The following is a 19371-nucleotide window of genomic DNA, read 5'->3' as shown; positions in this document are numbered from 1 at the left end:
GGGGTTACGAGCGGGTTGGGTCTTACTTGTTGGCGCCGAGCTCGATCGGAACGCCGACGAGGGAGCCGTACTCGGTCCAGGAGCCGTCGTAGTTCTTGACGTTCTCCACACCGAGCAGCTCGTGCAGCACGAACCACGTCAGCGCGGAGCGCTCACCGATACGGCAGTAGGCGATGGTGTCCTTGGACAGGTCCACCTGCTCCTCGGCGTAGAGCTCCTTGAGCTCGTCGTCCGACTTGAAGGTGCCGTCGTCGTTGGCGTTCTTCGACCACGGGATGTTGCGGGCGGTCGGGACGTGACCCGGACGCTGCGACTGCTCCTGCGGCAGGTGGGCGGGTGCCAGGAGCTTCCCGCTGAACTCGTCGGGCGAACGGACGTCGACCAGGTTGTTCGAGCCGATCGCGGCGACGACGTCGTCACGGAAGGCACGGATGGAGGTGTCCTGGGCCTTCGCCTTGTACTCGGTCGTCGGGCGCTCGGGCACCTCCTCGACCAGCTCGCGGGCGTCCAGCTCCCACTTCTTGCGGCCGCCGTCGAGAAGCTTGACGTTCTCGTGGCCGTAGAGCTTGAAGTACCAGTAGGCGTAGGACGCGAACCAGTTGTTGTTGCCGCCGTAGAGGATCACCAGCGTGTCGTTGGCGATGCCCTTCGCCGACAGGAGCTTCTCGAAGCCCTCCTGGTCGATGAAGTCACGGCGGACCGGGTCCTGCAGGTCCTTCGTCCAGTCGATGCGGATCGCGTTGCGGATGTGGTTCTTCTCGTAGGCGGACGTGTCTTCGTCCACCTCCACGATCGCGATGTTGGGGTTGTCCAGGTTCTCCTGGACCCAGTCGGCGTCAACGAGGACGTCGCTGCGGCTCATGCTCTTCTCTCCTCCGGGGCAGTTGCGGCGGCGGGACGTGCGAGTGCGTGAGGTGCGCGCGCTCGTGCCGAGACGGCGCACCTGTGCCCTGGTCAGGGCGGGGGGAAACGCAGAAGTCGAAGCTTCCGCTCAGAAGGGGCGACAGAGCATGGCGGCAACGCGGCACAGGTCTACTGCCCGCCGCTTCGTGAGATCCGCCTGTCGCTTCATGGGCTCGATCGTAGGGACGGACAGGCGGGCGTGTCACCGGGGTGTCATATATCGAGACGCGATCGTCCGGGATGTGGGAATGAATCACCCGGGAGGGCGTATCCGCACGGCCCGCGGGCCCATGCAGTCACGGTCCCATCTACGGTGCGGACGGTGCCGTCTCGCCAGTCGGACACGGCGGTCCGACGGCGATCCGACGGCGATCCGTAGGGCTCTCATGCGCTCCATACGGATCGTTCCGGACCCCGTACTACCCGGCGAGGCGGACGTTCGAACCCTTCACCGTGATCTCGACGCCGCTCTTCGCCGCCTGGACCTTGTCCAGCTGGATGCCGCCGGGGAGGCCGTCGATCTTCTGCTCGAAGTCGGTGATCGCACGGACCCGGGCCTCGGCGATGGCGGCCCCACCGAACTCGGGCAGGGTGTCGGCGTGCACCTTCACGGTGGATCCCTGGGCGGTGACGGAGCTGAGGACGTAGACCGGCTCGGGCAGCTTCTTGCCGAGGACGGTGCCCTCGACGGCGACCTTGATCTTGCCGTTGCCGCCGTCGGAGAGGCCGATGACGTTGGCGGTGACGCCGGGGGCGACCTGGGTGGGCTCGGACTTGGCGGTCTTCAGCAGCTCGGCGTAGGTGATGGACGCGGTGCCGGTCGCGGTGGCCGCGGTGGCGGAGCTGTAGTCGCCGGAGAACTCGACGCCCTTCATGTTCGCCTTGAGGTCGTCGATCCGGATCGTCCTGCCGTCGGTGCCGGCGGTCGCCTCGTAGTCCTTGATGCCGACCTCGACGTCGTCCAGCGTGCCGCTGACGACCTGGGTCAGGAAGGGGAAGCCCTTGATCGACACGTCCGGGGCGGCGGCGAGGTTCTCGTTGGCCTGGAGCTTGCCGGCCGCCTCGTCCTCGGCGAACCCGACGGCGAGCCGGTCGGCCAGCACGAAGAGGCCGCCGAGTATGACGGCGACGATCAGCAGTATCCGCAGGGCGCGCATGTTGTGGTGTTCCCCCCACCTGGGCGGTCATCGAAGACGACCGTCACGGTCACGACGGTCAGGACGACCGGGTGGCCGTCCAGCGCGAGGGTAACCCTGCGGTGGGGGAAAGACCGGCAGATTGTCGATCACCTGTGACAGGCCGGCTTGCTCGGCGCGCCTTGGTGCTGGTGCGGGTTGCGCGACCAACGGCTGTCGGGGGCCGGTCGCGCAGTTCCCCGCGCCCCTTGGGGCGATGCAAAACCCCCGGTTGTCTCAGAGCAGCGCCCGCCCCAGCACGTACACCGCCGGCGCCGCAGCCGACAGCGGCAGGGCGACCCCCGCCGTGAAGTGGACGAACCTCGACGGATAGTCGTAGGCGGCCACCCGGTGCCCGATCAGGGCGCACACAGCCGCCCCCGCCCCGAGCAGCGCCCCACCGGCCCCCACCCCGGTCATCGCGCCCCCCGCGACCCCCGCCCCGGCCGCCGCAAGCAACGCGACCACCACAGACGCCGGCGTCGGCAGCGGCAGCGCCCGCGCCAGGACGGCGACCGCGACCGCCAACGCACCCACGGTCACCGCATCCGCGTCGGCCGCGAGGTACCCGGCCGCGAGGACCGACAGCGCCGCCGAGGCGACCGTCGCCATCAGGCCGTACATCCGCTCGTCCGGTTCGGCGTGCGAACGGAGCTGCAGAACCAGCGCCAGCAGCACCCACACACCCAGCGTCCCGAGGATCGCCGCCGGCGCACCGTCGGCCGCCAGCAGCGCCACGTCCGCCGTCAGCGCGCCCGCGAAGGCCAGCGCGATGCCCTGCCGGGCGGGCCACATGCCGTTCAGCCGGAACCAGCCCGCCGCGGTCACCGCCTGCAGGGCGACGAGGGGTACCAGGAGGGCGTACGACCCGACCGCCGCCGTCGCCGAGAGCAGCAGCCCCAGCAGTGCCGTGAGGGCGGCCGGCTGCATCCCCGGCTCGATGATCGGCGAACGGCCCTCCAGCCGGGCCCGCTGGGCGTCCGTGATCCGGGCGTTGCCGGAAACGGTCGCGGGGCCGTAGGCGGGGCCGTCGCCCGGCTCTGCTTCCGCCTCGGGCTGGGGGGCGGGAGTCTGCGTGTGGCTCCGCGGCTGTGCGGGTGCCTGGAACTGGGCATGGCCCTGGGCCTGGGCCTGGGCCTGGGCCTGGGCCTGCTGGGTCTGGGCCTGCCGGCCCTGCGCCACACCGTCCCAGCCCCCCGTCCGGTACCCGGACGACTCGCCGCCCTGGTACCCCGCATACGCCGCCCCCGCCCCCTGCGACGGCAGATACGAGGTCTCCGCCGCCGAGGCCGACGGCACCGGGGGCTGCACCTGCGTCTCCCAGGTCTGCCCCTGCCACTGCTGCGTGTACTGCTGGGCGGCCTGCTGATCGTCGTGCGGCTGCTGCCCGGGCCACGCCTGCGGTGCCGGTGTCGGCGCGGACTGCTGATACGGGTCGTACCCGTCGTATCCCTGACCCTGGTGTCCCTGATACGGCTGGTCGGTCATCGTCACCCTCCTGCGAACGGCGGGAGCACCTCGACCGTGCCGCCGTCGGCCAGCCGTACCGTCTCATGTGCGCGGGTGCCCACGGGGTCACCGTCGACGAGGAACGAGCATCGCCGCAGTACGCGCGTCAGTTCCCCGGGGTGTCGCTCCCGCGCAGCGTCGAGCGCCTCGGCGAGCGTGGCGGCGTCGAACGGCTCCTCGGCGATCCCGGCCGCGGCCTTCGCGGCGGCCCAGTAGCGCACCGTGACCTTTGGCATCCGGTCCCTCAATCGATCGGCTGTGTACTCCGCCAGGTTAGGCCCTGTCGTCACATTCCCGTCGTCCGCCCGCAGGGCGGGCCCGACGGCGTCTGGTGCGTGCGATAGCAAGGCGCCGGAGCGCCCTCGTGGCGGAGCCACGTGGGCGGTTCGGCAACGCGGCGAGCGTGCGTGCCAGACGCCGCCGGGCAGGCGGGAATGTGACGACAGGGCCTTACGCGCCGGCCCAGGCCCCGATGCGGTCCAGCAGCTCGTCGGTGGCCGCGTGCTCGGCATGCCCCATGCCCGGCTCCAGCCACAGTTCACCGTGGTCACCCGCCGCCTCGGCCAGCGTGCGCGGGTGGTCGAGCGGAAAGTAGCCGTCCCGGTCGCCGTGCACGATCAGCAACGGGGCCGGCGCGATGAGCGGGACCGACTCCACCGGGGACATCGGTACCGGGTTCCACTGACGGTGGTGGATCCGGGTACGGAATCCGTAGCGGCTCACCAGACGTCCCTCGGGCCGGGTCACCAGCCAGTGCAGACGGCGCATGGGGGGCGTACCCCGGTAGTACCAGCGCGCCGGCGCACTCACGGACACCACCGCGTCCGTATGTGCCCCGCACTCCTCCGTCTCCCCACCGTCCCTGCGGTTCTCGCCGTACAGCGCCGCATGCCGCAGCGCCACCGAGCCGCCCATGGAGAACCCGACGGTCACCACGCGCGCGTGCCCGAGTTCGCGGGCCCACCGCACCGCGGCCGCCAGGTCGAGCACCTCGCGGTCCCCGACCGTCGACCGCCCGCCGGACGCGCCGTGCCCCCGGAAGGAGAAGGTGACGACGGCCCCGTGCCGCGTGAAGGCCTCCGCCACCCGTCGCACATGTGGCCGGTCCACGTCCCCCGTGAAGCCGTGGGCGACGACGAACGCCAGGTCACCGGCAGATGGACGGGAGGAGTCGTATACGACCGCACCCGGGTCGTATACGGAATCGATCGTCACGCCGTCGTCCGTGTGCAGAAACGTCCGCAAAGGTGTACGTCTGGATGTCTCAGAGTTCGGACGAATCGTCGATCGTGCCACATGACCTGCCGGACCGTTGCTCATGTGGGCTATTCTGCTGGGCAGAGGACTCGGGCAGCGTAGCCCCCGGGTCCTTTTGTGCTTTCGGAAGCGTTGTATACGACGCGGGAAACCGCAGGTGTACGGGCCTTCGGGATCGCAGAGCAGTTCCGTACCGCACATGTCCTCGCAGGGACCGAGGAGGAACCAGACGTATGAGTTCTCTGCTGCTCCTGACCAACGCCCTCCAGCCGTCGACGGAGGTGCTCCCGGCCCTCGGCCTGCTGCTGCACAACGTGCGCGTGGCACCGGCGGAAGGACCCGCCCTCGTCGACACCCCGGGCGCCGACGTCATCCTCATCGACGGCCGGCGCGACCTTCCTCAGGTCCGCAGCCTCTGCCAGCTGCTGCGCTCCACCGGCCCCGGCTGCCCCCTCGTCCTCGTCGTGACCGAGGGCGGCCTCGCCGCCGTCACCGCCGACTGGGGCATCGACGACGTACTCCTCGACACCGCCGGCCCGGCGGAGGTCGAGGCCCGTCTCCGGCTCGCCATGGGCCGTCAGCAGATCGTCGCCGACGACTCCCCCATGGAGATCCGCAACGGCGACCTGTCGGTCGACGAGGCGACGTACAGCGCCAAGCTCAAGGGCCGGGTCCTCGACCTGACCTTCAAGGAGTTCGAGCTCCTGAAGTACCTCGCCCAGCACCCGGGCCGCGTCTTCACGCGCGCGCAGCTCCTCCAGGAGGTCTGGGGCTACGACTACTTCGGTGGCACACGGACCGTCGACGTCCACGTACGACGGCTGCGCGCCAAGCTCGGCCCCGAGCACGAGTCGCTCATCGGGACCGTCCGGAACGTCGGTTATCGATTCGTTACTCCGGAGAAGGTCGACCGGGCCGCCGAGGAGGCCAAGGCCAAGGCCGACCGGCCGAAATCGGAAGATCCGGACGAGACGGCCGCCCTCGACGGCGTCGAGATGCGGGCCGAGGCATAGAAAGGAAGGCGCGGCCGTTCCGACAGGGCTCACCGGCGTCGCGTTCGCACAGCGGAGTGACAGCCGGGCGACAGGGAAGCTCCTTCACGCCCTGCCCAGAGCGGGTCCATCCGCGTAGACTCCGCGCGTGGCCAAGGTGACTCGGGATGACGTGGCGCGGCTGGCAGGGACCTCCACTGCCGTCGTCAGCTACGTCATCAACAACGGACCCCGGCCGGTCGCCCCGGCCACGCGCGAGCGTGTCCTCGCCGCGATCAAGGAACTGGGGTACCGGCCCGACCGGGTCGCCCAGGCGATGGCCTCGCGGCGCACGGATCTCATAGGCCTGATCGTCCCGGACGCGCGCCAGCCCTTCTTCGGGGAGATGGCGCACGCGGTCGAGTGGGCCGCGGCCGAGCGCGGGAAAATGGTCCTCGTCGGCAACTCCGACTACGTCGGCGAGCGCGAGGTCCACTATCTGCGGGCCTTCCTCGGCATGCGGGTGTCGGGGCTCATCCTCGTCTCCCACGCCCTGAACGACCTGGCCGCCGCCGAGATCGAGGCCTGGGACGCCCGGGTGGTGCTGCTGCACGAGCGACCGGAAGCCATAGACGACGTCGCCGTCGTCACGGACGACCTGGGCGGCGCCCAGCTCGCCGTACGCCACCTCCTGGAGCACGGCTACGCGTACGTCGCCTGTATGGGCGGCACCGCGGAGACGCCGGCGGTCGGCGACCCGGTCTCCGATCACGTCGAGGGCTGGCGGCGGGCGATGGCCGAGGCCGGGATCCCGACGGAGGGGCGGCTGTTCGAGGCGCCGTACAACCGCTACGACGCGTATCAGGTGGCGCTCGGCATTCTCTCCGGCCCCGGCCGGCCGCCGGCGATCTTCTGTTCCACCGACGACCAGGCCATCGGTGTGCTGCGGGCGGCGCGGGAGCTTCGCCTGGATGTGCCGGGGGAGTTGGCCGTCGCCGGGTTCGACGACATCAAGGAAGCGGCGTTGGCGGATCCTCCGCTGACCACTGTCGCGTCCGACCGGTCGGCCATGGCTCGGGCCGCGGTGGATCTGGTGCTCGATGACGGGTTGCGGGTGGCGGGGTCGCGGCGTGAGCGGCTGAAGGTGTTTCCGTCGCGGCTTGTCGTCCGACGGTCTTGCGGGTGCGCCTGACAGCTCGGGTGGTTCTGTCCTTTCGCGGCTGCCGGTCGTCTGTAATTTCTCGCGCAGTTCCCCGCGCCCCCAGGGGCGTCGCAGTCCCGTTGGCTTTCCCAGTGGGGGGCTTTATATCGGGCATACGAGGTTCTGCCGGGCTTCTCAGGGAGCACTCAGGGAGCTCTCATGGTCGGGCGACAAGCTCAGTGGCATGACCGAGAGCTTCCGCCGCGACGGCGAGTACGAGCAGTACGCGAACCCCTACCAGGGCGCCCAGCAGCACGCCTCCTCCTCCCCGGTGAACCCCGAGTGGCCGCCCCCGCCGGCGCACGAGCCGACGGTCCGGGCGGGCGGCGGCGGAGCCCCCACCGCTCTCCTCGCCGAGCCCGTGGCCCAGGCGCCGAAGGCACGGCGCCGCAATCGCGGTCCCGTCGCTCTGCTCGCCGCCGTGGCGATCGTCGCCGCGGCGATCGGGGGCGGGACGGCGTACGGCATCCAGGAGCTGACCGGCAACGACACCGTCGCCGCAGCCGGCTCCACCACCACCAACGTCGTCCCGTCCAGTCAGAAGGGCACGGTGTCCGGGGTGGCCAAGGCGGTCAGCCCGAGCATCGTCGAGATCAACGCCCAGTCCAACGCCGGGTCCTCCACCGGTTCCGGCGTGATCATCACCAGCGACGGCGAGATCGTCACCAACAACCACGTGGTGGCCGGTGCCTCGTCGGTCAAGGTGAGGACCAGCGACGGCAAGCAGTACACCGCCGAGGTCGTCGGCACCGACAGCAGCAAGGACCTCGCGCTGATCAAGCTGCACGACGCCTCCGGGCTGACGCCGGCCACGCTCGGCAACTCCGACGGCGTCCAGGTCGGCGACGAGGTCGTGGCGATCGGCTCCCCCGAGGGCCTGACCGGCACGGTCACCAGCGGCATCGTCTCCGCCCTCGACCGGGACGTGACCGTCTCGACGAACGAGGGGCAGCAGCAACAGCAGCCGGACGGCGGATGGCCGTTCGAGTTCGGCGGTCAGCAGTTCAACGGCGACACCGGTTCGTCGACGACGACGTACAAGGCGATCCAGACCGACGCGTCCCTGAACCCCGGCAACTCCGGCGGCGCGCTGATCGACATGAACGGCAACATCATCGGCATCAACTCCGCGATGTACTCGGCCGCCGGCTCGGGTTCGTCCGACGCGGGCAGCGTGGGCCTCGGCTTCGCCATCCCGATCAACACCGTCAAGTCCGACCTGGCGAAGCTGCGGTCGGGTTCGCAGAACTGACTTCACGGCAGCACTGACTTCACCGAAGCCCGAGCCGTAGGAGTACGTCATGATCCAGCAGGTTGAGCACACCACGACTGGCTTCGGCGCGGCCGACTTCGCCCTGGCCCTCGCGGTCGCCGGCGCCCTGCACCCGCCGACGGCCCCGCCCTCGCGGGCTCCGGAACTGGCGACCACCGCCGGGCTCGGCACCGGCCGCAGGACCGCCGCGGCCCGCGGCCGCCGCCGTACCGTACGGGGCTGAGAATGCCGCGAACGCCGAGCAGGCCGAGAAGCCCGAGAAGGCCGAGAGTCATGCGAGGCTGAAGGCGTTGAGGCGTCGAGCCGCTCAGCCCCCTGTCCCCATCACACCCGAGGATCCCGAGCCCATGAGCCCCGCCGATGGCGACCGTGACCCCCAGCGCATCCTGATCGTCGACGACGAGCCGGCGGTGCGCGAAGCACTTCAGCGCAGCCTCGCCTTCGAGGGGTACGACACCGAGGTCGCGGTCGACGGCGCCGACGCCCTGGAGAAGGCGACGGCCTACCGGCCCGACCTGGTGGTCCTCGACATCCAGATGCCCCGCATGGACGGCCTGACCGCGGCCCGCCGTATCCGCGGCGCGGGCGACACGACGCCGATCCTGATGCTGACGGCCCGCGACACGGTGGGCGACCGGGTGACGGGGCTGGACGCGGGGGCGGACGACTACCTGGTCAAGCCCTTCGAACTGGACGAACTGTTCGCCCGGGTCCGGGCCCTGCTGCGGCGCAGCTCGTACGCGGCGGCGGCCGGTGCGGGCCCGGCGCAGGACGACGAGGCGCTGGCCTTCGCGGACCTGCGCATGAACCTGGCGACGCGGGAGGTCACGCGGGGCGGGCGGCCGGTGGAGCTGACCCGTACGGAGTTCACGCTGCTGGAGATGTTCATGGCGCACCCGCGCCAGGTGCTGACGCGTGAGCAGATCCTGAAGGCGGTCTGGGGCTTCGACTTCGAGCCCTCGTCCAACTCCCTCGATGTGTACGTCATGTACCTGCGCCGCAAGACCGAGGCGGGCGGCGAGCCGCGGCTCGTGCACACGGTGCGGGGCGTGGGGTATGTGCTGCGGCAGGGCGGGGCCGAGTGAGCAAGGTTCTGCGCCGGTTCCGGTCGCTGCCGATCCGGTCGCGGCTGGCGCTGCTGGTGGCGGCGGCGGTGGCGTTCGCGGTGGCCGCGGTTTCGGTGACCTGTTGGTTCATCGTGCAGGGGAAGCTGTACGACCAGGTCGACGCCGACCTCAAGAGGCTGGCGTCGGAGCCGCAGCCGTACAGCCAGGTCGTGAGGCTGCTCCAGGCCTGCCCGCAGACCGTGCCGACCGACCAGACCGGCAACAGCGAGCGCGAGCTGCGGACGCAGCCCAACTACCTCCAGCTGGTCAAGGCGGACGGGACACCCTGCGTCTCCGCGAACTCGGCGGGCACGGTGAAGGTCACCGGCGCCGACGAGGAGGTGGTCAAGAACGCGAATCCCGGGACCCCCTTCGACACGAAGACCCTCGACGGGGTGAAGCGCAACGGCACCGACACGAACGGCAATGCCGTACGTGTGCTCACCGTGCCGCTGATCGTCGAGGGCCCGGCCGGACCGCCGCAGCTGTATCCCGACACGGCCCTCCTCATCGCGATCCCGCTCAAGAACACCCATTCGACCCTGAACGACCTCGCCCTGATCCTCCTCCTCGTCTCCGGCGTCGGAGTGATCGGCGCCGGAGCCGCCGGTCTCGCGGTGGCCCGCGCCGGTCTCCGCCCCGTCGACAAGCTCACCGACGCCGTGGAGCACGTGGCCCGCACGGAGGACCTGAACATCCGCATCCCCGTCGAGGACGACTCCGAGGACGAGGTGGCCCGCCTGTCCCGCTCCTTCAACTCCATGACGTCGGCCCTGGCCAGCTCCCGCGAACTCCAGCAACAGCTCATCGCGGACGCGGGCCATGAACTCCGGACGCCGCTGACGTCGTTGCGCACCAACATCGAACTGCTCACCCGCAGCGAGGAGACGGGCCGCCCGATCCCCGAGGCGGACCGCAAGGCCCTCCTCGCCTCGGTGAAGGCCCAGGTGACCGAACTGGCCTCCCTCATCGGCGACTTGCAGGAACTGTCCCGCTCGGAGGGCCAGCGCGGTGAGCGCGTCCAGGTGATCTCGCTGGAGGAGACCGTCGAGGCCGCACTGCGCCGGGCACGGCTGCGTGGCCCCGAGCTGACGATCAACGCCGACCTGCAGCCCTGGTACGTCCGCGCGGAACCGGCGGCCCTGGAGCGCGCGGTGGTCAACGTCCTCGACAACGCGGTGAAGTTCAGCCCGGAGGGCGGCACGATCGAGGTGCGACTCGCCGACGGCGTCCTCACCGTCCGCGACCACGGCCCCGGCATCCCCGCAGACGAACTCCCCCACGTCTTCGACCGCTTCTGGCGCTCACCGAGCGCACGGGCCCTGCCGGGCTCGGGGCTGGGCCTGTCGATCGTCGCCCGTACGGTCGCGCAGGCGGGCGGGGAGGTCACGCTGGCCCGCGCGGAGGGCGGCGGCACGGTGGCGACGGTACGGCTGCCGGGGGCGCCCACGCCTCCGCCCGCGGAGCCGCAGCAGTAGGCGCGGCCCCAATTCGACTGCGGCTTGGCGGAGTTGCTCACCCAAAGCGGCCGGGAAGGAGATCCACTTCCCGGTCACTTCCCCCTACGCTTGAGACGAGGGGGAGCCATGTTGAAGAACTCGCTACCGAAGATCGCCCTGTGGATCACCCTGGGCCTCGTGTTCACGGCCGGTACTGTCTCGCTCCTCGTCCTGGCTGTGGTGTCAGGGTCGGATGAGGGGCCGCGCTCGGGAGGGTCCGCCTCGACCAGTTGGTACACCGTGGAGCCGACGGAACCTACGGACCCCGGCCAGGGAGGGACTCCGGAGCCGACCGACGGAGGGGGCGACGGAGCGACCGAGGAACCGACCGCTGGATGGACCGCCCCACCGACCGGGCCGCCCTATACGCCCACAGGCCCGAGCGAACTCCCGACCCCGGGGACCGTCGTGACCCACACTGTCGTCGCGGTGCCCCCGGGCGGTGGCGACGGCGCCGGCTCCCTGATCGCGGCCTTCGGCTCCCTGCTGAGCGGCGCCGCAGCGGTCGGCACCCTGCTCCACGCCGTCCACCTGAGCCGGCAGAACCGCAACGCCCCGGCGGCGGACGACGACGTGACCGCGGCGCCTAGCTCTTGATCCCGGCCAGGAAGGACGCCCACGGGGTTGCCCCGAAGACGAGTACTTGGCCGTCGTCAGGGTTCTTGCTGTCTCGGACGGGGACGATGCCGGGGTAACCATCAGCGACGTCGTGTCCAACCGCCACGTCGTGATCAACGTCATCGACCTGGTCGCCCTCTGACGTTCGGCCGAGGCACCACAAGGCTGCGGACAGGGCCCTGAGGGCGGCAACCTTCCCGTTCCGTGCGGCGACCGGTCGTCAGACCATTCCCCGCACGGAACGGATCACCGTATGAGCGAGCAGCACAGCAAGGCCCGCCACCGCAGAAGCCGCAAGGCCCTGGCCGTCGGGGTCCCGCTGGCCCTGACCGCCGCCGGAACTCTGGCCTACGGCACGGATCTCGGCCTCCTCGGCGAAGGCACCCAGCAAAGGGCCGCCGCCGCGACCTCCGCCGCCCCCGCCTGGGCGACCGCCACCGCCGACGGGTTCGCCTCCGTCAACGCCCTCGGCCAGAACGGCACGTACGGCGGCCGGGACGGACAGATCGTCACCGTGAAGACGCAGGCCGATCTGGAGAAGTACGCCACGGCCGCCGAGCCGTACGTCATCGTCGTGGCCGGGACCATCGACATCTCCCCCGTCGGGAAGGAGATCAAGGTTCAGAGCAACAAGACCATCGTCGGGTCCGGGACCTCCGGGCAGATCGTCGGCGGTGGGTTCTTCCTCGGCTCCGGCGTCCACAACGTGATCATCCGGAACCTCACCATCCGGGACACCTACCAGGGCATCTGGAACGACAAGGACCACGACTTCGACGCCATCCAGATGGACGGTGCCCATCATGTCTGGATCGATCACAACGATCTGCGGCACATGGCCGACGGGCTCATCGACGTCCGCAAGGACAGCACGTACGTGACCGTGTCCTGGAACAAGCTGAGCAACGACAACAAGGCCTTCGGTATCGGGTGGACGGACAACGTCGTCACCGACATCACCGTCCACCACACCTGGGTGCGGGAGACCGAGCAGCGCAACCCGTCCACCGACAACGCCGCCCATGCGCACCTCTACAACAACTTCCTCGAGGATGTCCCCAACACGGACATCAAGTCGTCGTACGGCAACTACTCGCGCGGCAAGACGAAGATGGTGCTGGAGAACTCGTACTTCCAGGGCGTCAACAACCCTGTCATCAAGGACAGCACCGCGACGCTCGTCCAGCGCGGCAGCGTCTTCTCCGGGACCAGCGGGCGCAACGAGAGCGGCGGTACGGCCTTCGACCCGAGGAGCTACTACTCGTACACGCTCGACAAGGCCGCCGATGTGCCGGCGCTGCTCAAGTCCGGGTCGGGTCCGCGGAGTTCCATAGGTACGACGGCCACCGCCTCCGGCACGACGAAGGCCGCCGCCACCACCCTCACCGTCGCCAAGGACGGCAGCGGGCAGTACACGACCGTGCAGGCCGCCGTGAACGCCGTACCGGCGAACAACGCCTCGCGCGTCGTGATCGCCGTCAAGCCGGGCACGTACCGGGAGACGGTCAAGGTCCCCTCCGACAGGCCGCACGTCACCATCCAGGGCACGGGCGGCAGCCGTAGGGACACGGTGATCGTCCACAACAACGCGGCCGGCACGCCCAAGCCGGGCGGCGGCACCTACGGCACGGGCGGCAGCGCCACCGTCGCCGTCGAGGCCGACGACTTCCAGGCCCGCAACCTGACGATCAACAACGACTTCGACGAGAAGGCCAACCAGAGCCTGAACGGCCACCAGGCCGTCGCCCTGCGCACTGCCGCCGACAAGGTCTTCCTCGACGGCGTCATCGTCGGCGGCGACCAGGACACCCTGCTCGTGGACACCGCGTCCAAGGACAGGCTCGGCCGCGTCTACATGACGAACTCCTACGTCGTCGGCAACGTCGACTTCATCTTCGGCCGCGCGACCGCGGTGATCGACCGGTCCGTCATCACGCTGAAGAAGCGCTGGGCCGGCACGTCGGCGGGGTACGTCACCGCCCCGTCGACCGCCGCGAACCGCAAGGGCATCCTGATCGCCAACTCCACGGTCAACGGCGACGTGTCCGACCGTTCCTTCTTCCTCGGCCGCAACTGGCACGCCGGCGGTGACGCGTCCCTCGACCCGCAGACCACGGTCCGCAACACGACCCTGAGCGCCGCGATCAAGGCCACCCCGTGGTCCGACATGGGCGGCTTCTCCTGGAAGGACGACCGGTTCGCCGAGTACAGGAACAGCGGCGCGGGTGCGGGCGGCGCGAGCAGCGAGCGGCCGCAGCTGACCGACGCTGAGGCCGCCGGGCAGGAGGTCGGCGACTGGCTCGGGGGCTGGACGCCCACGGCCTCCTGACGACGCCTACGACTCCCCGATACCCCTCCAACTCCTTGAAAGGTCAAGAAAGGCGCGGGAGATCGTCAAGGGCGGACCAATGTCAGCCCAGAAGTCTCCCGCGCCCGGCCATGAATCGGTAACGCAAGCGTTCTCTACCGGATTCGGGCATACGTTCCACCCCGTGAACTCCGACAGAGGTGCCGGCTCCAAGCCGGCCATATCCACCTTCGCCCGGCGCGCACTCCTTCGCACCGGGCTGACGGGGGCGGCGGCCCTGGGCGCCGCGGCCACCCTCGCCGCCACCCCCGCCTCCGCCGCTCCGGCCGCCCCGCTGCGTCATCGGCCCGGCACTCCCGAGGAAGCCCTGCGTGAACTCGCCGCGGGCAACCTGCGCTGGCGCACCTACCGGGAGCGGCACCCGGACGAGTCGCCCGCCGTGCGGCAGAGCCTGACGTCGGGTCAGCACCCGTTCGCCGTCGTCCTCGGCTGCATCGACTCCCGCGTGCCTCCGGAGCTGGTCTTCGACCAGGGCCTCGGTGACCTCATGACCGTGCGCTCCGCCGGTGAGGTCCTGGACGAGGCCGTGCTCGGCAGCGTCGCCTACGGTGTGCTCGAACTGGACATCCCGCTGGTCCTGGTGCTCGGGCACCAGTCGTGCGGCGCCGTGAAGGCCGCGGTCCAGGCGGACCTGACCGGCGAGCCGCTGCCGGCGCACATCCAGTACATCGCCGACCAGATCGCGCCGAACATCGACCGCACCAAGGAGGGCGACGCCCGCGTCGACTCCACCATCGACGCCAACGTACGGGCCGTCCGCGCCCGCCTGGCCGCGGAGCCCGACCTCGCCGCCAAGGTGAACGAGGGCAGGCTGGCCATCGTCGGCGCCCGCTACGAGCTCGACACGCAGCGCGTCCACCGGGTCGCCTGACGCCGCGCGTCCTCCCTCTATTTCCGGCCGACCGCCAGCCCCGCCCCCTCCAGCCGCACCCTGATCCCGTCCTTCTCCACCCGCACGTCCCTGAGCCGCAGCTGTCCGCTCGGCGGCTCGGGCAGGCGGAAGCCGAGGGAGAGCTGGTCGGCGAGGACCGGGCGGGTGAGGCGGGGCAGGGCGTCGAGGAGGGCGGGGTCGAAGCCGAGGCGCTTGAGCAGCCCGGGGTGGTCCAGGGCCAGGTCGATGAGGTTGAGCTTCATGGCGCGGTGGGCGAAGCGCGGGGTGCCCGTCAGTTCGGTGAGCTTGGACTCGTTGCGCAGGGCCTCGCGCACGACGGAGTCGGGGACCCCGAGACGCCGTACGACCGACGGGATCGACAGCAGCGCCTTCGCCTTGCGGCTCTCCTGGGCGAGACGGGCCACCGAGCGGCGGCTGAGGTGCAGGCCCTCGGAGGCGCGGACGCCCGGGCGGTACGTGGCCAGGTCGCCGACGTCCAGGCGCATTCCGCCGATGTGCGTGGCGATGCCGCGGTCGCCCTCGCGCACGATCTGGGCCTCGGCGCGCAGGCGGAGGTCGTGTCCGGCGACCGGCAGGGTGCCGCGCGCCCGGACCCGGTCGTGGCCCTCGCCCGTGAACGTCACCTGGGACGCGCCGAGTTCACGGTTCAGATCGGCGAAGGAGAGCAGGACGTCGCCCTCCAGTTCGGGCACGTCGGCGCCGCGCACCGAGGCGAGGCCGTCGGTGTCCAGTCGTACGTTCCGTGCCGTCGCCGTGACCTGCGCGAGCGAGACCCGGTCGGCGGCCACGTCGGGGACGGTCACCTTGACCGAGTCCAGCCGCTCGTCGGCGAGTTGGGTGAGGAAGGGGAAGCCGTCGATCTCGACTTCGGGGGCCGCCGCCAGATGCATGCGGTCCTTGAGGGTGTCCGCCGCTCTGCGTTCGGCGTACAGCAGGGCCCAGCGGTCGGCGAGGGTGAGGAAGGCGGCGAGCACGACGAGGCCGACGACCGCCTTCAGCGCGAGGGGGAGCCCCGCGAAGCGACCGCGGCGACGGTGGCGGCTGCCCCGGCGGTGATTGGGCGGGGCCCAGGGATCGTCCTGGGCCGCCGCCTCGTCCCGCTCTTCCGGTATGTCCTCGTGGAGGAACTCGTCCAGCGGACCGTCGTCCAGTGCGGCGAGCTCCTCGTAGGGGTTTGTGTAGGGCTGCGTGGTTATGCGGTGGGGGGTACGCATCGATCCATCCGATCATGCACACGCCCCTCACTCGCAACCTGTACCAGGAGTCTGCGACTCACGTCACTACGGCCCAGCCTCAGGGCTGGGTCGTGTCGGAGACGAAGCGCTCGACCTCCTGGGCGCGGCGGTCCATCTGCTCGGTGATCTGCTCGGCCACGTGGGTGACCACGCTGGCCACCTCGGTGGGATCGAGCTGCGCGTTCTCCAGTGTCGTACGGATGAGTCTGCGGGCGGCCATCTCCGTCGCCTTCGGGAGAGCCAGCACGCCGCCGGCGATGGCTCCCATCGCGCCCAGCTGCGCGACATGCTTCGCGTTCTTGGTCGCAAACCTCAACGCGTAGAGGCCGAGCCCTCCCATGCTTCCGATCGTCTTGAGCACGGACTGGGCACCGCGCAACGTGCGCCACATGGGACGGATCCGCGCGCTGATGGCGGTGCCGATGACCCCGGGCAGGACGAGCTCCAGCATGAACTGGTCATCCCTGATGTCGTATTTGCGGCAGATTTCCAGGGCCATGGGAGTGAGTTCGGCGTTGAGGCGTACGCGCAGGCGAGCGAGCACCTGGTCCATCCCGGTGAGCCTTCGGATGAGTGCGTCGATGTCCTGTTCGTCCTCGGCATCGGCGTTGCCGTCATCGGCCCTTTCCAGCAGGCGGGTCAGAAGGGTGTTCCTTGCCTGGTCGAACGCGTCGAGCAGGCCGGCGCGGATCTTCTCCTCGAAGTCCGGCCGGTCCTTGAGCGCATGGATGTCGTGCCGGAACCGTGCCACGTTGACTCGGTGCCGCCCGACGCTGGCGAGCCCCCGGGTCACGGACTGGGAAGGGTCGGTGTCGCTCTCGACGGTGGCCTCCGGGAACGCGTCGAGACACAGCCGGCGTGCCACGGGCATACGCGATCCGCCTCCGGTGATCACCACCAGCTCGGGCTGGGTCGCGCCGAGCAGGCCCCGCACCTCCGTCAGCACGTCCGCGAAGGCCTCGGCCCAGCCGCCCGGCCCACGCACGACGCGCCCTGGAACGTCCACGCCCCTGAGCCAGCCCAAAGTGGGGCCCAGGAAGGGGCTGAACCGGGGGTCACAGCCGACCTGGAGATCCTGGAGACGGACATCCGTCCCGGTGAACTGTGCTTCCTTCGCCCGGCGGCATGCGAGCAGCAGCATCTGCTCCCCCGAATCGTCCCGGCCCAGAGCCCTGGTGAACTTTTCGTCCCCCGCGAACGCCTCCCGCACCATCCTGGCAAGCTCCCGGTCGATCACGGCACAACCCAGATCGGAGCCCACCGGAAGGTTCCTCGGGATCAGGTCCTCCACGAACGTGAAGTCGGTCGTGGAGGAGCCGATGTCGACGACCAGGACCCGGTCGAGCCGGCGTTCCTCCCGCCGTCCGCCTCTTCGGTCCCTGACGTGCACGAGCGCTGACTGGGACTCCGCCACGAGCCGCACGGGAACGTTCATCGACGAAAAGTGCCGTGCGTACGTCGCCACCGATACGTCGTCCCAGCCCGTGGGGTGACCGACGTACACCACGCAGTCCCCCCTGACCTCGGGGTGCCGGGACAAGAACTCGGTGAGGAGGATCTGGGCGAACTGGACGGCTTCCGGGACGGCCAGGTCCTGCGGGTCCGGCCGGGACTTGAAGTTGACGCTGAAGTGCAGGACGTTCTGCGCCATCACGGCCGCTTCGCCGATGACGTACCGGTATCCGCCCTGGTCCAGGCGCTCGCGCCCCAGGGCCGTCACGATGGCGGCGCCGTCGGTTCCCCTGGTGTAGACCCGCGCTTTGCTCCGGCCGTGCGTCGGCAGCCAACACAGGGAGCTCTCCCCGTCTCCCAGGTCCAGGCCGACCGCATACCCGACGTCGGATTCGGTGTCACGCGCCACGGGCCACCCCCTCGGCCGCGGCCGATCCGCCGGCGACCGTCAACACCTCGGTCAGCAGTCTGATCACGGTGGCCGTCGGCGGCGGGGGGAAGTCGAAACCCGTGCGCCGCGACGAGACCGCCGCGATCAGCCGCCGTACCCCAGGGTTCCTTCTGGCGAGCTCCGCGTCCTGCCCACCGAGTTCGGTCTTGGCGAACTCGGCCTCGTCGAACCGCGCCCAGACGCCGGGATCGCGCTGCAGGGCGGAGTAGAAGTCGGGGTGCATGATCTGGAACGCGAGGAGGGTGCCCGCGTGCAGCAGCCGCTCCCGCCCGGGCGGGTCGTTGTGCTCGTGCAGCGTCAGGGCCGTGTGGTTCAGGCCGTTGACGAAGCGGCGCACGCGTCGCGGGTTGGCCGTGAAGGCGACCTCGATGAGCTCCCAGAGCTCGCGTGAGCCCGTCAGCGCCGGGTCCGTGACCTCGTCCTGAAGGTGCAGTTGCAGTGACTCGAACGGGATCACGGGCAGGTGGAACGGAAAGTGGATCAGCTTCTCCAGGTACTGACGTCCGCGCGCGCCGTCCGTGCGTTCGCTGTCGAACCGTCTGGCCGCCGCGTCCGCGACGACCTGATAGTCCATGGCGAGGACGAAGACACACGAGCCCTCGCCCATGAAGAGTTTCAGGGAGTCGAGCACGGTGATCGCCGCGTCCTCGTGGCAGCGGTCCAGGTCGTCGATGAACAGGACGAGCCGACCGCCGTCGGCGTATGTGCTGACGACGCTCTTGAAGTCCTGTTCAAAGCGGTTGACGTGCAGATACGTCTCCACGCCCGGTGCGGTGAGCGCGCTCTGGACGGCGTCGACGTCCTCGGGGGCCAGGAAACCCGCCGTGAGGGGGCCCGCCGTCCTGCGCGCGAGCAGCCAGGCCGCTGCCTGGCTCAGCCGCTTCACCGTCTCCAGGGCTGCGCTGAGCCGCTCCTGCAGTGTCTCCTCGCCGGACTCCCGCCGGCTGTCGAGGTCCTGGGCGATCTCGGTGAGTACGGTCTGGATGAGCGCGTGCCAGATCTCGTCCTTCTGGTCGTACTTCCAGGGGTTGAACCAGACGGTCCGGATGTCGCGGGCCTTCAGCAGACCCTCGCAGACCTTCATGAAACTCGACTTGCCCATCCCCCAGGGCCCGAAGACCCCGATGGTCAACGGCAGGCCCTCCGCGGTCGCGATGGCGTCGCAGAGCACCTTGGCATGGGTGCTGAATCCGAAATGATCTCCGTCCGGCCCCGAAATCGGGTTGTCGGGCAGCAGCATGTGTTCCCCCCTCCCCCAAGCCGCCGTTCAGACTCCGGTCGCCTTGACCAAACGCTGTCGGCGGGTCACTCATGGTGCCCGCGAACACGCCTGTCGGTGCCGGGGTTTCGACCGAAACGCCCCGGTGACCAGGCCGGGATACGCGTTCCGTAGGAGGAGGGGACTGCGATTGCACCAATGCGGCCGGAGTCCGGCGAGGGGTCGGTACGCGTCGATCCGGC

Annotated in this window: 19 protein-coding genes; 9 read left to right on the top strand and 10 right to left on the bottom strand. The window is 70.1% G+C overall.

From position 1 onward, the window contains the following. Positions 1-22: 22 nt before the first annotated feature. The 6 genes from ACIBU0_RS17285 to ACIBU0_RS17260 all read right to left on the bottom strand — a co-directional run bounded on the left by ACIBU0_RS17285 (position 23) and on the right by ACIBU0_RS17260 (position 4907). A complete protein-coding gene (locus tag ACIBU0_RS17285) occupies positions 23-862 on the bottom strand; it encodes a sulfurtransferase (RefSeq protein ID WP_398818477.1) in 840 nt (279 codons plus the stop codon). Positions 863-991: 129 nt separating this feature from the next. Further along, positions 992-1072 (bottom strand): Ms5788A family Cys-rich leader peptide, encoded by an 81-nt coding sequence (locus ACIBU0_RS17280; RefSeq protein WP_350751515.1) that lies wholly within the window; start codon positions 1070-1072, stop codon positions 992-994. A gap of 250 nt (positions 1073-1322) precedes the next feature. Further along, positions 1323-2060: a DUF2993 domain-containing protein gene (locus ACIBU0_RS17275; protein WP_398818474.1), complete on the bottom strand. Its 738-nt coding sequence runs from the start codon at positions 2058-2060 to the stop codon at positions 1323-1325. A gap of 255 nt (positions 2061-2315) precedes the next feature. Then, complete coding sequence (locus ACIBU0_RS17270; RefSeq protein WP_398818471.1) at positions 2316-3566, bottom strand: hypothetical protein; 1251 nt, start codon at positions 3564-3566, stop codon at positions 2316-2318. Positions 3567-3568: 2 nt separating this feature from the next. Beyond that, positions 3569-3823, bottom strand: coding sequence for a MoaD/ThiS family protein (locus ACIBU0_RS17265; RefSeq protein WP_398818468.1), 255 nt, complete (start codon positions 3821-3823; stop codon positions 3569-3571). Positions 3824-4037: 214 nt separating this feature from the next. Next, positions 4038-4907, bottom strand: a complete 870-nt coding sequence (locus tag ACIBU0_RS17260) for an alpha/beta hydrolase (RefSeq protein ID WP_398818465.1) — start codon at positions 4905-4907, stop codon at positions 4038-4040. A gap of 170 nt (positions 4908-5077) precedes the next feature. On the opposite strand from ACIBU0_RS17260, the gene ACIBU0_RS17255 reads away from it, so the two are divergent. The 7 genes from ACIBU0_RS17255 to ACIBU0_RS17225 all read left to right on the top strand — a co-directional run bounded on the left by ACIBU0_RS17255 (position 5078) and on the right by ACIBU0_RS17225 (position 11491). Further along, a complete protein-coding gene (locus tag ACIBU0_RS17255) occupies positions 5078-5857 on the top strand; it encodes a winged-helix domain-containing protein (protein ID WP_398818462.1) in 780 nt (259 codons plus the stop codon). Between the two features lie 127 nt (positions 5858-5984). Next, on the top strand, positions 5985-7007 hold the full coding sequence (locus ACIBU0_RS17250) for a LacI family DNA-binding transcriptional regulator (protein ID WP_398818459.1): 1023 nt from the start codon (positions 5985-5987) through the stop codon (positions 7005-7007). Positions 7008-7200: 193 nt separating this feature from the next. Beyond that, the gene (locus tag ACIBU0_RS17245; RefSeq protein WP_398818456.1) at positions 7201-8268 is read left to right on the top strand and encodes a S1C family serine protease; all 1068 of its coding nucleotides are present in this window, start codon (positions 7201-7203) and stop codon (positions 8266-8268) included. A gap of 49 nt (positions 8269-8317) precedes the next feature. Then, positions 8318-8512: a hypothetical protein gene (locus tag ACIBU0_RS17240; protein WP_398818454.1), complete on the top strand. Its 195-nt coding sequence runs from the start codon at positions 8318-8320 to the stop codon at positions 8510-8512. A 124-nt stretch (positions 8513-8636) separates the two neighbouring features. Next, entirely contained in the window at positions 8637-9374 is a 738-nt protein-coding gene (locus ACIBU0_RS17235; RefSeq protein WP_398818452.1) for a response regulator transcription factor, read from the top strand. Continuing rightward, positions 9371-10873 (top strand): sensor histidine kinase, encoded by a 1503-nt coding sequence (locus ACIBU0_RS17230; protein ID WP_398818449.1) that lies wholly within the window; start codon positions 9371-9373, stop codon positions 10871-10873. Before ACIBU0_RS17235 ends, ACIBU0_RS17230 begins: the two co-directional genes overlap by 4 nt. Positions 10874-11302: 429 nt before the next feature. Next, positions 11303-11491 (top strand): hypothetical protein, encoded by a 189-nt coding sequence (locus ACIBU0_RS17225; protein WP_398818447.1) that lies wholly within the window; start codon positions 11303-11305, stop codon positions 11489-11491. On the opposite strand, the gene ACIBU0_RS17220 is transcribed toward ACIBU0_RS17225, so the two are convergent. Continuing rightward, complete coding sequence (locus tag ACIBU0_RS17220; RefSeq protein WP_398819617.1) at positions 11481-11579, bottom strand: DUF397 domain-containing protein; 99 nt, start codon at positions 11577-11579, stop codon at positions 11481-11483. The two genes, ACIBU0_RS17225 and ACIBU0_RS17220, sit on opposite strands and share 11 nt — an antisense overlap. 186 nt (positions 11580-11765) lie before the next feature. On the opposite strand from ACIBU0_RS17220, the gene ACIBU0_RS17215 reads away from it, so the two are divergent. Continuing rightward, the gene (locus tag ACIBU0_RS17215; RefSeq protein ID WP_398818444.1) at positions 11766-13841 is read left to right on the top strand and encodes a pectinesterase family protein; all 2076 of its coding nucleotides are present in this window, start codon (positions 11766-11768) and stop codon (positions 13839-13841) included. Positions 13842-14004: 163 nt separating this feature from the next. After that, positions 14005-14751 carry a carbonic anhydrase gene (locus tag ACIBU0_RS17210; RefSeq protein WP_398818441.1) on the top strand — a complete coding sequence of 249 codons (747 nt, stop codon included), beginning with the start codon at positions 14005-14007 and terminating at the stop codon, positions 14749-14751. A 17-nt stretch (positions 14752-14768) separates the two neighbouring features. On the opposite strand, the gene ACIBU0_RS17205 is transcribed toward ACIBU0_RS17210, so the two are convergent. From ACIBU0_RS17205 to ACIBU0_RS17195, 3 genes are all read right to left on the bottom strand, one after another. Then, entirely contained in the window at positions 14769-15986 is a 1218-nt protein-coding gene (locus ACIBU0_RS17205) for a DUF2993 domain-containing protein (RefSeq protein ID WP_398818438.1), read from the bottom strand. A 79-nt stretch (positions 15987-16065) separates the two neighbouring features. Next, complete coding sequence (locus ACIBU0_RS17200; RefSeq protein WP_398818436.1) at positions 16066-17868, bottom strand: Hsp70 family protein; 1803 nt, start codon at positions 17866-17868, stop codon at positions 16066-16068. Then, a complete protein-coding gene (locus tag ACIBU0_RS17195) occupies positions 17858-19150 on the bottom strand; it encodes a P-loop NTPase fold protein (protein WP_398818433.1) in 1293 nt (430 codons plus the stop codon). The genes ACIBU0_RS17200 and ACIBU0_RS17195 overlap by 11 nt, the downstream gene beginning before the upstream one ends. Between the last annotated feature and the right edge of the window lie 221 nt (positions 19151-19371).

The organism is Streptomyces sp. NPDC049627 (genome assembly GCF_044465645.1).
Lineage (GTDB): Bacteria > Actinomycetota > Actinomycetes > Streptomycetales > Streptomycetaceae > Streptomyces.
The sequence above is the reverse complement of the archived record's forward strand: the minus strand, read 5'-3'. Positions and strand labels throughout refer to the sequence as shown.

Excerpts from the sequence above, each read along its gene's own strand:
- ACIBU0_RS17235 (WP_398818452.1), top strand. The coding sequence starts at position 8,637 with ATGAGCCCCGCCGATGGCGACCGTGACCCCCAGCGCATCCTGATCGTC.
- ACIBU0_RS17205 (WP_398818438.1), bottom strand. The coding sequence starts at position 15,986 with ATGCGTACCCCCCACCGCATAACCACGCAGCCCTACACAAACCCCTAC.
- ACIBU0_RS17270 (WP_398818471.1), bottom strand. The coding sequence starts at position 3,566 with ATGACCGACCAGCCGTATCAGGGACACCAGGGTCAGGGATACGACGGG.
- ACIBU0_RS17265 (WP_398818468.1), bottom strand. The coding sequence starts at position 3,823 with ATGCCAAAGGTCACGGTGCGCTACTGGGCCGCCGCGAAGGCCGCGGCC.
- ACIBU0_RS17285 (WP_398818477.1), bottom strand. The coding sequence starts at position 862 with ATGAGCCGCAGCGACGTCCTCGTTGACGCCGACTGGGTCCAGGAGAAC.
- ACIBU0_RS17255 (WP_398818462.1), top strand. The coding sequence starts at position 5,078 with ATGAGTTCTCTGCTGCTCCTGACCAACGCCCTCCAGCCGTCGACGGAG.
- ACIBU0_RS17240 (WP_398818454.1), top strand. The coding sequence starts at position 8,318 with ATGATCCAGCAGGTTGAGCACACCACGACTGGCTTCGGCGCGGCCGAC.
- ACIBU0_RS17280 (WP_350751515.1), bottom strand. The coding sequence starts at position 1,072 with ATGAAGCGACAGGCGGATCTCACGAAGCGGCGGGCAGTAGACCTGTGC.
- ACIBU0_RS17195 (WP_398818433.1), bottom strand. The coding sequence starts at position 19,150 with ATGCTGCTGCCCGACAACCCGATTTCGGGGCCGGACGGAGATCATTTC.
- ACIBU0_RS17245 (WP_398818456.1), top strand. The coding sequence starts at position 7,201 with ATGACCGAGAGCTTCCGCCGCGACGGCGAGTACGAGCAGTACGCGAAC.
- ACIBU0_RS17215 (WP_398818444.1), top strand. The coding sequence starts at position 11,766 with ATGAGCGAGCAGCACAGCAAGGCCCGCCACCGCAGAAGCCGCAAGGCC.
- ACIBU0_RS17275 (WP_398818474.1), bottom strand. The coding sequence starts at position 2,060 with ATGCGCGCCCTGCGGATACTGCTGATCGTCGCCGTCATACTCGGCGGC.
- ACIBU0_RS17260 (WP_398818465.1), bottom strand. The coding sequence starts at position 4,907 with ATGAGCAACGGTCCGGCAGGTCATGTGGCACGATCGACGATTCGTCCG.